Genomic DNA, 12,662 nt, shown 5'->3' on the forward strand with positions numbered 1-12,662 from the left:
CATGGGGCACATCGACCGAGCCGCGCTGGAAAAGCTGATCGCCGATTTCGAACAGTCGGGCGGATCGGAAATGGCAAATGCGCAACTTTTTCTGGAGCGCTTCACTCGCGCGTTGGGCGTTGAGCAGCCGTCCCCGGCACAGGAAGACACGCGCCACAACGATTACGTGTTCGAGCGCAACGTGACCTTCCGGCATCCCAACGGCACGATCTCTACCGGACGCATCGACTGCTACAAGCGGGATTGTTTCATCTGGGAAGCGAAACAATCGGCCAAGCGCGCCAAATCGCGCGAGGCCGAGCAGCTTGAACTAGTCGGCGTGGAAGCACCGCAGAAGCTTGGGCATGCCAAGCGCGGAACCAGATCGTGGGACCGGGTGATGATAGCCGCCAAGAAGCAGGCGGAAGACTATGCGCGCGCGCTGCCGGACGATCATTCCTACCCGCCGTTCATCCTCGTTGCCGACATTGGCAATGTCATCGAAGTCTATGCCGATTTCAGCGGGCAGGGCCGCAACTACGCCCATTTCCCTGACCGCCAGAGCTACCGCCTGTCGATGGCTGACCTGCTCGAAGAGGATGTACAGCACCGTCTCCGCACAATCTGGACCGATCCCCACAGCCTCGATCCGGCGCGCATCAGCGCCGAGGTTACAGAGGATATTGCGCAGCGGCTGGCCAGGATCGCCAAGAGCCTTGAGCGGCGATACGATCCCAAGGACATCGCCGAATTTCTGATGCGCTGCCTCTTCACCATGTTCGCCGAGGACGTGGGCCTGATAGCGGAAACAGAAGAGGAAAAGCGCACCGGCATCGGTCCGTTCGAGGCGATGCTGGAGCGGATGATCGCCACGCCGGATTACTTCCCGCGTGCGCTCGAAAGCCTGTGGGCTGCCATGGACAAAGGCGATTGGTCGGGCGACATCGGCCGGCCGCTGAAACGCTTCAACGGATCACTCTTCAAGACGCGCACCGCGCTGCAACTGGAAGCAGACGATATCCGCGAATTGTGGCTGGCTGCGAAACGCGATTGGCGCGATGTCGAACCCGCCATCTTCGGTACGTTGCTGGAGCGTGCGCTGGCGGCAAAGGAGCGCGGCAAGCTGGGCGCGCATTTTACGCCGCGCGTCTATGTCGAACGGCTGGTCGTGCCCACCATCATCGAGCCGCTGCGTGAAGATTGGGGCGAAGTTCAGCAGCTCGCCGAAGATCTGGCCCGGCAGGGCAAGCAGGATGCAGCGGTCGAGGCCGTGCGCGCCTTCCACCACCAGCTCTGCACCACCCGCGTGCTGGACCCGGCCTGCGGAACGGGCAATTTCCTCTATGTCAGTCTCGAACTGATGAAGCGCCTCGAAGGCGAAGTGCTCGACGCGCTGGAATCGCTGGGGGACGACGAGGCGCGACTGCTGCTCGACGGCGAAACGGTCAATCCGCGCCAGTTCTACGGGCTGGAAATCAATCCGCGCGCAGTGCCGATTGCGGACCTCGTTTTGTGGATCGGCTTTCTCAAATGGCAGCTGCGCACGACAGAGGCGAAGAACCTGCCCGAACCGATCCTGCATGCCTATGGCACGATCCGGCATCAGGACGCGCTGCTTGCATATGACAGCATGGAGATGCTGCGCGATAAGGATGGCAAGCCGCTCAGCCGCTGGGACGGCGAGACGATGAAGCTGCATCCCATCACAGGCGAGGAAATCCCCGATCCCGACGCCAAGATGGAGCTGTACGAATATGTGAACCCGCGCCGCGCCGACTGGCCGGAGGTGGAATTCATCGTCGGCAACCCGCCCTTCATCGGCGGCAAGGACATGCGCGCCGAACTGGGCGATGGCTATGCTGAGGCTGCGTGGAAAATCCGCAAGGATGTGCCCGGCGGTGCGGATTTCGTGATGCATTTCTGGGACGAGGCGGCGACGCGCCTGCTCGCCAAGCCTCCCAAGGGCGCCAAGGGCGAGAACCCGCTGCGCCGTTTCGGCTTCATCACCACCAATTCGATCACCCAGACCTTCAGCCGCCGCGTGGTGGAGCGGCATATGAACGCCAAGCTGCCGCTCAGTCTCGTCTATGCCATTCCCGACCACCCCTGGCTCAAGGCCAGCGACAAGGCGGCGGTGCGCATCGCCATGACCGTCGCTGTGCGCGGCGAGCGGCAGGGCAAACTGGCGGAAGTGCTGCACGAGAGCGGGCTGAACACCGATACGCCGGAGGTGCGGCTGGAGGTGGATGAGGGTAAGGTAACCTCAAACCTCACGGTCGGAGCGGATGTCGCATCGGCCCTTCCCCTTTATTCCAATGAGCTACTAACGAATCCCGGAGTGAAATTGCATGGAAGTGGGTTCATAGTGAGCCCAAAGCAGGCAGCAGACTTTGGTTTAGGCAGGCACCCCGGGCTTGAGCGGCATCTCCGAAATTTCCGAAACGGGCGCGATATGGCGCAACGACCGCGTGGTGTGATGGTTATCGATCTCTACGGCCTTCATCCGCCAGAGATACAGAGTCGCTTTCCCGAAGTTTATCAACACGTTCTCGAAAACGTGAAGCCTGAGAGGGATCAGAACAACCGAAAGGTTTATCGAGAAAATTGGTGGATTTTCGGGGAGCCTCGCGAGAAGTTGAGAGAGGCTAGCAAGGATCTCGGACGTTGGATCGCCTCTAATCACACCGGTAAGCATCGCTTCTTCTTGTATATCGACCATTCCATTTTACCTGAGAATGGCCTCGTAAATTTCGCGGTTGAGGCTCCACACTATCTCGCTCAGCTATCTGCCAAACCTCACCTTACTTGGACCTTGGCAAACTGTGCATGGATGGGTGTGGGGAATGATGCTCGCTACATCACGACGACGTGCTTTGAGCCTTTCCCATTCCCAATTCTCACTGACGCGCAATCCGCCAAGCTAGACCAGCTTGGCGAGCGACTAGATGCCTTTCGCAAGGAGCGGCTGGCCGAGCACGATTTCCTCACCATGACCGACATGTACAATGTGCTCGAACGCCTGCGCGAACTCGAACAGGGCGTGGGGGAGCCGTTCAGCCAGAAGGAGCGCGACATTCACGAGGCTGGGCTGATCTCGGTGCTTAGGGATATCCATGACGATATAGATCGCGAAGTGTTCGCTGCTTATAGCTGGGAAGACCTTGGCGCGCGGCTGGTCGGCCGCCCCGGCGCTACCACGCCCAGCCCCCAAAAATCCGAAGACCAGGAAGCCGCCGAAGAGGAACTACTCGTGCGGCTCGTTGCGCTCAACCAGGAGCGTGTGGCGGAGGAAAAGCGCGGCCTCGTTCGCTGGCTGCGCCCCGAATACCAGAAGCCGCGCCTCGCCCACAAGGTGAAGGGGCAAGACGATCTCGACATCGAACTGGTCGATGCTGGTGTGGTCGAAGAGCGCGCATGGCCTGCGGACGAGCGCGAACAATTCGCCACCATGCGCGACGTGCTGGCCGAAGCCGAAGCGCCGCTCGCCGCAGCAGCGCTGTCCGCCCTGTTCAAGGGCCGCAACACGCCCAAACGCAAGCAGCGTGTCGCCCGCGTACTGGAAATCATGGCCGACATGGGCGGCGCGCGACATGGCGATGAGGGGTATTTCCTCGCAAGATAGCGCTCACTCCCGCCCCGGATTGGCCCGCCAGTGGTCTTCATCCTCGTTCCACTCTTCCAGCTCGTCCTCGACCTCGATCAGGTCTTCCAGCTCCCCCATCGCTTTCCAGTCCTTCCCATGGCCGAGCTGGAGGAAGGACGCATCCTCATTATGCTCGGGCGAGCCGTCTGCCTCGGCGCGCTTGCGCTGCGCGATCTCGGCGAGCTGGGTCTGCATGGCCTCGATCTCGTCCAGGTTCATGTCCACCGGATCGAAATGTTCGACGATCGCGGCGTTCATGTCGTCCTTCTCGGCGCGGGTGAGGGCGGGAGTAGTGAAGGAAGCGGGGTGGTTCGTTTGTGAGTCGAAGTAACTCGCGGAGAGGCGTTTGCCGCGTTCGTCGCGGGCGTTCATCCTCAGGCAGAACATCAGCAGCCGGTCGTTGCGGATGCGGCGGAAGCCTTTCAGCTTGCCGCCGATGAAGACGGGGCTGAGCTGGCCCTCGATCGCGCGTTCGAAGGCGATGTCCTTCAGCCGCTGCACGCCGAGGTCCAGCGCGGCTTCCCACGCGCGGCGGAAGCTTTCGGAGCCCGGGCGGCGGCGCAGGTAATAGGCGCCCTCGGGGCTCATGTTCACATAACGCGCGGCGCGGGTGACGCAGCCCGTATCGGCGAGCGCACCGATAAAGGCGCGCTGGCGGGCGGGCGTCCACCCGTCGTGCCGGTATTTGACGGGGACGGTGTCGAACGGAGGGAGGTCCTCTGCGGCGACGGGGGTGCGGGTTTCGGCGGGGTCCTTGCGGCGGGTCATGCGGGCGCTCCTGTAGGAAAAGCGCCGAAATGGGCGGGGCGGCAGCGCGTAGGAAAGCGGAATAGGATCGCCCGCAGGCGAAACCCTACAGCCCCGCGCTCAGGCAGCGGGGCCGTAGCGCGTTATGGACGCGTCTGGCCCTGGCCGTGGACGAGGTATTTGAAGCTGCACAGCTGCTCCAGCCCGACCGGACCGCGGGCGTGCATCTTGCCGGTGGCGATGCCGATTTCCGCGCCCATGCCGAATTCGCCGCCATCGGCGAACTGCGTGCTGGCGTTGCGCATGACAATGGCGCTGTCGATGCTGGTCATGAAACGGCGTGCCGCCTCGTCATCCTCGGTCATGATCGCGTCGGTGTGGTGCGAAGAATGGGTGTCGACCCAGTCGATCGCTTCGTCCAATCCGCCGACCACTTTCACCGAGGCGATGGGATCGAGATATTCGGTGTTCCAGTCGGCCTCGGTTGCGGGCTTGATGCTGGAATTGATGGCAACGGCTTCCTCGTCGCCCCGCAATTCGCAATCGCCGCCCATGACCTTGGTGAGGCGCGGGATGAAGTCCTTCGCCACCGAACGGTCGACCACGATGCTTTCGGTTGCCCCGCAGACGCCGGTGCGGCGCAGCTTGGCATTGCGGATGACTTCGGCTGCCTTGTCGAGATCGGCCGCCTCGTGGACATAGCTGTGGCAATTGCCGTCGAGGTGGAGGAGGGTGGGGACGCTCGCCTGGTCGCGCACCAGTTCGACAAGGCCCCGGCCGCCGCGCGGGATGACGAGGTCGATGAATTCATCTGCCTTGAGCAACTCTGCAACGGCGGCGCGGTCGGTGGTGCCGACCGTCTGTACGGCATCTTCGGGCAGGCCTGCGGCCTTGAGGCCCTTGCGCATGGCTTCGACGATCACGCGGGTCGAATGGCGGCTTTCGCTGCCGCCGCGCAGGATGACGGCGTTACCGCTCTTGAGGCACAGCGCGCTGGCATCGGCGCCCACGTTGGGGCGGCTTTCATAGATCATGCCGATCACGCCGATGGGCACCGCCACCCGCTGGATAGAAAGGCCGTTGGGCCGTTCGAAAGTCGCCAGCTCGCGGCCGACGGGATCAGGGAGTTCGGCGATCTCTTCCAGTGCCGATGCCATGCCTTCGATGCGGTCTTCGGTCAGCTTGAGGCGGTCGATGAAGCTGTCGGGCTTCTTGCCCTCCACGCTCTTCACGTCCTCGGCATTCGCTTCCAGCAGCTCGGGTGTCGCCGCGCGCAGGGCTTTGGCCGCTTCGCGCAGGGCGGTGTTCTTGGCCTCGGTGCTGGCGGAAAGCAGGCCGCGCGCCGCCTTGCGGGCGTTCTGGCCGAGCGTGGTAATGTGGATTTGCGGGTCTAGGGTCTGGTCGTTCATGGGTACTCTCTTCGTCTCGTGGTGGGCTGGAGGCGCTTCAGGTTCAGCGCAACTCGACTGCCCGGTCGTAGGCTGCCTGCAGTGTAGCATGCAGGCGGTCGGATAGGCCATTGTCGCCGTTCAGTGCATTCAGGCCGGCCGCTGTGGTGCCGCCCTTGCTGGTCACCGAATTGCGCAGGTCCTCGAGGCTTGCTGCACCAGGTTCGCTGGCCATGGCAATCGCTCCGCCGATGGTGCCGAGCACCATTTCGCGTGCTTCTTCCTCGTCGAACCCCTGCGCCATCGCAGCTTCCGCATAGGCACGTGCGATTTCGAATACATAGCCGGGGCCCGAGCCTGCGACTGCGGTCACCCGATCGAGCTTCTCTTCGCTGTCGACGGTTATGGTAGTGCCCGCACGGCCCATGAATTCTTGCGCGTGCTTCATGTGATCATCCGTCGCATGGGGGCCGGGGCAGAGGCCGCTCACGCCGCGGCCGATCGCAGCGGGAAGATTGGGCATTGTCCGGACCACGGGGGCATCGCCCATCAGTTTAGACAGGCGAGATGCGGAATAACCCGCCGCTATGGACAGGACATATCCGCCTTCCACCAGGTTTTCGGCATAGTCGGGCAATACTTCGTCAATCAGCTGCGGCTTGACGGCGGCGACAATGCAGTCGAAACTTTCGGACGAAATGTCGCTGCGTTCGCGGACGAGTTTAACACCGTCCGGCAGGTCGCCCGCCATGGGGTCGACGACGGTAATGGACTCGTCCCCGTGGACCCATTGCGAAAGTAAAGCGGAGCCCATTTTTCCGCAGCCGACAATAAGAATAGAGTTTACGATTTTAGAATTCCGTTTCCGCGCTTCGGGCGCTTTGTGTAATTCTTGCTTTAGGTTCAATCTACAATAAAGAACGTTGAAGTCTTAAACGTTTCTTGGCTCATTTCTATAAAGTTCTTGCGAGTTCGATAATTTGAAAAATCCGGTTGTGCACTGCACCATCTCTATCTACGTAGTATAGCAGAAATTTCAAGGTAGGCACATTTTCATTATATGACCCAGAAACGTAATATTGTTGTCAAAATCGGTTCGGCGCTCCTCGCCAACCAGGAAATGCTGACTCCGCGTTACGGTTTCCTCCAGCGCCTCCTCGAAGACGTTGCGAATTTGCGCGCGCAGGGAAATGACGTGATCCTGTGTTCGTCCGGATCGGTCGCGCTCGGCCTGCGCATTATCGGGGAAACGCCCGAAAGCGCAGGAATATCCGACAAGCAGGCGGCCGCTGCCTGCGGGATGCCGCTGTTGCTCAATGCTTACAAGCAGGTAGGCCACGAATTCGGCTTCGAAATTGCGCAGGTCTTGCTGACCCTCGGCGATTTCGAGGATCACCGCCGCTTCCTCAACACACGCAACACCGTTCACCGTCTGCTCGAAGCCAACGTGATGCCGATCGTGAACGAAAACGACACGATTACTACGGAGGAAATCCGCGTCGGCGATAACGATCGACTGGCTGCCAAAGTCGCCCAGATGGTCGGCGCGACGGACCTCATCATCCTGACCGGTGTCGACGGCCTTTACGACCGCAATCCCGATGACCCCGAAGCCAAGTTCATCCCCGAAGTGACCGAGGTGGCCCCCTTTATGGCGGCGACCAAGGGCAAGAGCACGCTGGGCACGGGCGGGATGGAAACCAAGCTTCAGGCCGCCAACATGGCGCAGGAAGCCGGCGTCACCACCTGGATCGCGCAGGGGGAGGTCGATCGTCCGCTATCGACCGTGCTTGATGGAAGGCGCCGGGCCACCAAGGTCCTGCCACATCCCAATCCCCTATCGGGCTGGGACAGCTGGATTGCCAACCGCCTGCAAATGGCAGGCAGCCTTGTCGTCGCGGAAGCGGTGGCGGACGCCCTCGCCGAGGGCAAGCGGCCGATCCGCCGGGGCGACATAATTTCGATGGATGGGGATTTCACCCGCGGTGATGTCCTCCACATTTACGACAGCAAGGGGATCGAGCGCGCTCGCGGCCTGTCCGATTTCACCTCTGAAGAACTGCGCGTCCTGACCCATAATCCGGATACGGAAGCGGAGCAGTTGCTTGGCTACAAGACCCGTGGGGAAATCGTCCGCAGCAACAATCTCGTCCTGCTGGAGACGCGTCATCTCCTGTGGGACGCCCCCGAGACGATCAACGAGTTATGAACCGGCGGGGAAAGCGGGCACAACTTCACTTGGCGTTCAGCGGAGCCGTGGCTATAGGCTCGGCCCTATGACGACCCATTCGCGTATCAGCCGCACGCTCGCCCTCGGTGCACTCGCCGCAGCCACTGCATTCACTGCCGCTTGCGGCGGCGGGACCAATCAGCCGGAAGATACCGCCTATGTCGCGCGCGATGTGGAAACGCTGTATTCGGAAGCGAAGCGGCAGCTGGATCGCGGAAGGCCGCAACTGGCGGCTGCCCTGTTCGACGAAGTCGAGCGTCAGCATCCCTATTCGCCCTGGGCGCGCCGCGCGCAGCTGATGAGCGCATTCAGCTATTATGTCGCCGCCGATTACAACAAGGCGACCGCTTCGGCGCAACGTTTTCTCTCGATCCATCCCGGCAACCAGGACGCGCCTTACGCCTATTACCTTATCGCGCTCAGCTATTACGAGCAGATCAGCGACGTCCATCGCGACCAGAAAGTGACCGAGCAGGCGCTGACTGCACTGCGTGAAGTCAATCGCCGTTTCCCGCAGACCGAATATGCTTCGGATGCCCGTCTCAAGATCGATCTCGTCGAAGATCACCTCGCGGGCAAGGAAATGGAGATCGGGCGTTACTACCAGCGGTCGGGCAAGTGGATTGCCGCGCAGATCCGTTTCCAGAACGTGATCGATACATACCAGACCACCAGCCATGCGCCCGAGGCTCTTTATCGCCTCGTGGAAAGCAGCCTGGCGCTGGGTATCCGCCCCGAAGCCGTGAAATACGCTGCCGTGTTGGGCGCAAACTATCCCGGCAACGAATGGTACGAGAAAGCTTACGAACTGATCGAGGACCACGCTGCTGGCGTGGCAGCAAGCTAGGTCACGTAGGGCGGTCCCGCCGTCAAAAAATTCCTCGCCAAGACTTGAAACCGGAGTGATCCTGGCGCATTTAGGAAATGCGGACCGGGCCCCTCTGGCGTGCGCTTTCCAGCTCACGTGATGTCGGACCGCATCGGACAACCGATGCGTGCTGGCAGGCCCCTCTTCCTCCCCTCCCAGCCTGATGGCCCATCGGTTGTCCGATCGATTTCATCTCGATCATGGAGACCGAAAATGACGGCCCGAACCTTCAGACTGACGCAGATTCACCAACGGATCGACGAGCGGCTGCGCATGGAGTTGCGCAAGATGCTGCCCGATCCCGGCGAGATATCCCGCCTGAAACATATGAAGCTGCGTGTCAAAGAAGCGCTTCATCGACTTGCGAAACACGGCAAACCTGCCTGACACGGCAGGCCACGGGGGCCGTCGCCGCGCAAGTTCCCCATAGCGCAGGCGGCGGCTGCCCATCGCCGCATTTCCAATCAAGGATCGGGGTGGTCGATGCCGCCTGCCGGAATTGTCTTTTCCGGGTGCACCATGCTTCCGCCCGATGCCAGCTTCCAAGGGTAATGTAGTATGATCGAATTCCTCACGCAGGACTGGCTCGGGACCCCCGTGTGGTTCTGGGCCGCCTTCCTGGCCATCGTCATCATCCTGACCGCATTCGATCTCGGCGTGCTCCATAAGGAGGACAAGGAACTCGGCATATCCGAGAGCCTCAAGCTGTCGGCCTTCTATATCGGCGTCGCCATGCTGTTCGGCGCGTGGGTCTGGTTCGAGCGCGGGCCGGATGCCGGGATGCAATATTACACCGGCTTCTTCATCGAAAAGGCGCTGTCGATCGACAATGTCTTCGTGATCAGCCTGATCTTCACCTATTTCGCCATCCCCGCCAAATATCAGTACCGCGCGCTGCTGTGGGGTATCATGGCGGTGATCGTCCTGCGCGGACTGATGATTGCGGGCGGCGCGGCCTTGCTGGCCGAGGCCTATTGGGTGCTCTACCTCTTTGCCGCCTTCCTGATCGTGACCGGGATCAAGATGTTCTTCGCCGGGGACGAGCCGATGGATGTCGGCAACAATCCGGTGGTAAGGTGGATCAGCAGTCACATGCGCGTGACGAAGGAACTGCATGCGCAGCATTTCTTCGTGAAGGTCCCGGATGAGAAGACCGGCAAGATGGTGCGCGCGGCAACTCCCCTGTTCCTGGCGCTGGTGGTCATCAATCTCGCCGACCTCGTTTTCGCGGTCGACAGCGTGCCGGCGATCTTCGCCATCACGACCGATACCTTCATCGTCTACACATCAAACATCTTCGCCATCCTCGGCCTGCGCGCGCTCTACTTTGCGCTCGCTGCGATGGTGCACCGCTTCCACTACCTCAAATATGCGCTGGCAGCGGTGCTGGTATTCATCGGGTCTAAAATCTTTGTCGCCGACTTCCTGCTGGGCGGCGAGAAATTCCCGGCGTGGATCAGCCTTGGTGTCACCTTTGCGCTGATTGCTGCGGGCGTTCTTTACTCCTTGTGGAAGACAGGGACCGGGGAAGAGGAAGACTGGCCTGCCGAACCGGCGGAAGGGGTAGAGCGCCCGCCTGTTTGAAACTGCACGGGAAAGGATGACGGGCGGGTGCGGCTAGGCTAGGAAATGCCGGAAATGCTGACCCGCCTCTCCATCCGCAATATCGTGTTGATCGAGGCGCTCGATCTCGATTTCGGGCGCGGGCTTGGGGTGCTGACCGGCGAAACCGGGGCGGGCAAGTCGATCCTGCTCGATTCGCTGGGTCTGGTGCTGGGCAATCGCGCCGATAGCGGGCTGGTCCGCGCGGGCGAGGACAAGGCGAGCGTTTCGGCCAGTTTCGAATTCGCTTCTTTGCCCGATGCCATCGCAGAAACGCTCGACGATGCAGATATCGAGATCGAAAAGGGCGAACCGCTGATCATCCGGCGCCAGCTGAAGGCGGATGGTGGCAGCAAGGCTTTCATCAACGACCAGAGCGTTGGCGTGGCCCTGCTGCGCGACATCGCCGGTGCTTTGGTGGAACTCCACGGACAGCATGACGATCGCGGGCTGGTCAATCCGCGCGGCCACCGTGCCTTACTCGACCGGTTTGCCGGGGCGGAAACGGCGCGCGTGGAGCAGGCGTGGTCGAAATGGCGCGCCACCGAAAGCCAGCTCGCCGAAGCTCGCGGGGCGCTGGAACAGGCCAAGCTCGATCAGGATCTGCTGCTGGCGCATCTGGCCGAACTGACCACGCTCGAACCGCAGGCTGGCGAGGAGGCACGCCTCGCCGAAACGCGTGCCGATATGCAGAAGGGCGAGCGGCTGGCGGGCGATCTCGAGGAGCTTCGGCATCTTTGGGAAGGTTCGGAATCGCCGCTTGCGTCACTGCGGGTGGCGGCGCGCAAACTTGACCGGATAGCGCCCGAACACGCCCTGCTTGCCGAAGCGCTCGGCGCGCTCGACCGTGCTGTGATCGAGGCGGGCGAGGCGGAAGAAAAGCTGCAAGCTGCGGCCGAAGCTCTGGTGCATGATCCAGCGGCGCTGGAGGAGGCCGAGACCCGCCTGTTCGAACTGCGCGCCTTGGCCCGCAAGCACCGCTGCGAAGTGGACGAACTGCCCGAAGTCATGCGCAGGATGCGCGGCCAGCTCGATTCCATCGAAGGCGGGGAAGCCGAGCTTGATGCGCTGGAAGCAGCGGCGGCGGAGGCGGGCAAGCGCTATCGCACAGAGGCCCAGGTCCTCCATGCCAACCGCGTGGCGGCGGCATTGCGGCTCGACGAAGCGGTGGCGCGCGAACTTGCCCCGCTCAAGCTCGATGCGGCACGCTTCAGGACGGCGGTGGCCGAACTGCCCCAGGAACGCTGGGGGCCGCACGGTATGGACAGCGTGGAATTCCTCATCGCCACCAACCCAGGGGCGGATTTTGCGCCGCTCAACAAGATCGCCAGCGGCGGCGAACTTTCGCGCTTCATCCTCGCACTGAAAGTCGCGCTTGCAGAGCAGGGCGGGGCGGCGACGGTGATCTTCGACGAGATCGACCGCGGCGTGGGCGGTGCGGTGGCGAGCGCCATCGGCGAGCGGCTCGCAAGACTGGCCTCGGGCGGTCAGCTTCTCGCCGTGACGCACAGCCCGCAGGTTGCCGCGCGCGGCCGCACACATTACATGATTGCCAAGACCTCCGACGGCACCGTCACGCGCACAAGCGTTGCGTTGCTGGATGATGCGGGGCGCCAGGAAGAGATCGCGCGTATGCTGAGCGGCGCAGAAGTTACGCCAGAGGCGAGGGCGCAGGCTGATCGGTTGCTGGAGGGGGTTTAGGTCGCGCTCTCCCTCTGCCCGACATATAGCAGCACCAGCAATGCCCAGACGCTGAATTTGAAGGCATCGCCCATTGAGCCTGCACCGATTTCGTGTTGCCACATCTGGTAGCCAGCACCGCCAAAGGTGCCGAAAAGGCCGAACCAGGTGACCACTCCAAGGCCGAGCCCCAGTTTCGCCATGCCTTTGGCGCCTTCGAATCCTTCCGCGTCGCTGCCGCGTGCGCTCCAGAGTTTCCATGCACCCCACAGGCAAATCAGGCCGGTCGCGATCTCGAACAGGAAGATGATCCAGGCGAAGATCGGAACAGCGCCGGTGTCGATTGCGGGCAGGAGGCTGTTCGTGAAAACGGCATTGTTCTCAAGTCCGAGGACATAGCCGACTGCGCCGTAGGCAGCGTCGAGATTGATGATGTTATGGATCACGTATAGCAGTGCCATCAGGCCGAAAATGGCGACAAACAGCGGTTTTAATGCACGGTCGATCATGGTTTCCCCCACCGGT

The 12,662-nt window shown here is 61.8% G+C and carries 10 protein-coding genes; 6 read left to right on the forward strand and 4 right to left on the reverse strand.

Annotated features, from left to right (window positions below; translation table 11 throughout):
• The first annotated feature begins 1 nt into the window (after position 1).
• Entirely contained in the window at positions 2-3,601 is a 3,600-nt protein-coding gene (locus AC13CE_RS08985; protein ID WP_482972173.1) for a class I SAM-dependent DNA methyltransferase, read from the forward strand.
• Between the two features lie 3 nt (positions 3,602-3,604).
• Here the strand turns inward: AC13CE_RS08985 and AC13CE_RS08990 are convergent, their stop codons facing one another.
• The 3 genes from AC13CE_RS08990 to AC13CE_RS09000 form a co-directional block, all read right to left on the reverse strand.
• Complete coding sequence (locus tag AC13CE_RS08990; RefSeq protein WP_482972174.1) at positions 3,605-4,390, reverse strand: death domain-containing protein; 786 nt, start codon at positions 4,388-4,390, stop codon at positions 3,605-3,607.
• 122 nt (positions 4,391-4,512) lie between these two features.
• On the reverse strand, positions 4,513-5,778 hold the full coding sequence (locus tag AC13CE_RS08995) for a glutamate-5-semialdehyde dehydrogenase (protein ID WP_482972175.1): 1,266 nt from the start codon (positions 5,776-5,778) through the stop codon (positions 4,513-4,515).
• A gap of 43 nt (positions 5,779-5,821) precedes the next feature.
• Positions 5,822-6,664: a pyrroline-5-carboxylate reductase family protein gene (locus AC13CE_RS09000; protein ID WP_482972176.1), complete on the reverse strand. Its 843-nt coding sequence runs from the start codon at positions 6,662-6,664 to the stop codon at positions 5,822-5,824.
• 153 nt (positions 6,665-6,817) lie between these two features.
• On the opposite strand from AC13CE_RS09000, the gene proB reads away from it, so the two are divergent.
• From proB to recN, 5 genes are all read left to right on the forward strand, one after another.
• Complete coding sequence (proB, locus tag AC13CE_RS09005; RefSeq protein ID WP_482972177.1) at positions 6,818-7,966, forward strand: glutamate 5-kinase; 1,149 nt, start codon at positions 6,818-6,820, stop codon at positions 7,964-7,966.
• A 67-nt stretch (positions 7,967-8,033) separates the two neighbouring features.
• Complete coding sequence (locus AC13CE_RS09010; protein ID WP_221541164.1) at positions 8,034-8,834, forward strand: outer membrane protein assembly factor BamD; 801 nt, start codon at positions 8,034-8,036, stop codon at positions 8,832-8,834.
• 234 nt (positions 8,835-9,068) lie between these two features.
• Positions 9,069-9,242, forward strand: a complete 174-nt coding sequence (locus tag AC13CE_RS09015; protein WP_221541165.1) for a DUF465 domain-containing protein — start codon at positions 9,069-9,071, stop codon at positions 9,240-9,242.
• A gap of 174 nt (positions 9,243-9,416) precedes the next feature.
• Complete coding sequence (locus tag AC13CE_RS09020; RefSeq protein ID WP_473820555.1) at positions 9,417-10,439, forward strand: TerC family protein; 1,023 nt, start codon at positions 9,417-9,419, stop codon at positions 10,437-10,439.
• A gap of 54 nt (positions 10,440-10,493) precedes the next feature.
• Complete coding sequence (gene recN / locus AC13CE_RS09025) at positions 10,494-12,158, forward strand: DNA repair protein RecN (RefSeq protein WP_482972178.1); 1,665 nt, start codon at positions 10,494-10,496, stop codon at positions 12,156-12,158.
• On the opposite strand, the gene AC13CE_RS09030 is transcribed toward recN, so the two are convergent.
• Positions 12,155-12,646 (reverse strand): DUF2165 domain-containing protein, encoded by a 492-nt coding sequence (locus AC13CE_RS09030; RefSeq protein ID WP_221541167.1) that lies wholly within the window; start codon positions 12,644-12,646, stop codon positions 12,155-12,157. The two genes, recN and AC13CE_RS09030, sit on opposite strands and share 4 nt — an antisense overlap.
• Positions 12,647-12,662 lie beyond the last annotated feature (16 nt).

Source organism: Qipengyuania sp. B-5, from assembly GCF_056857815.1.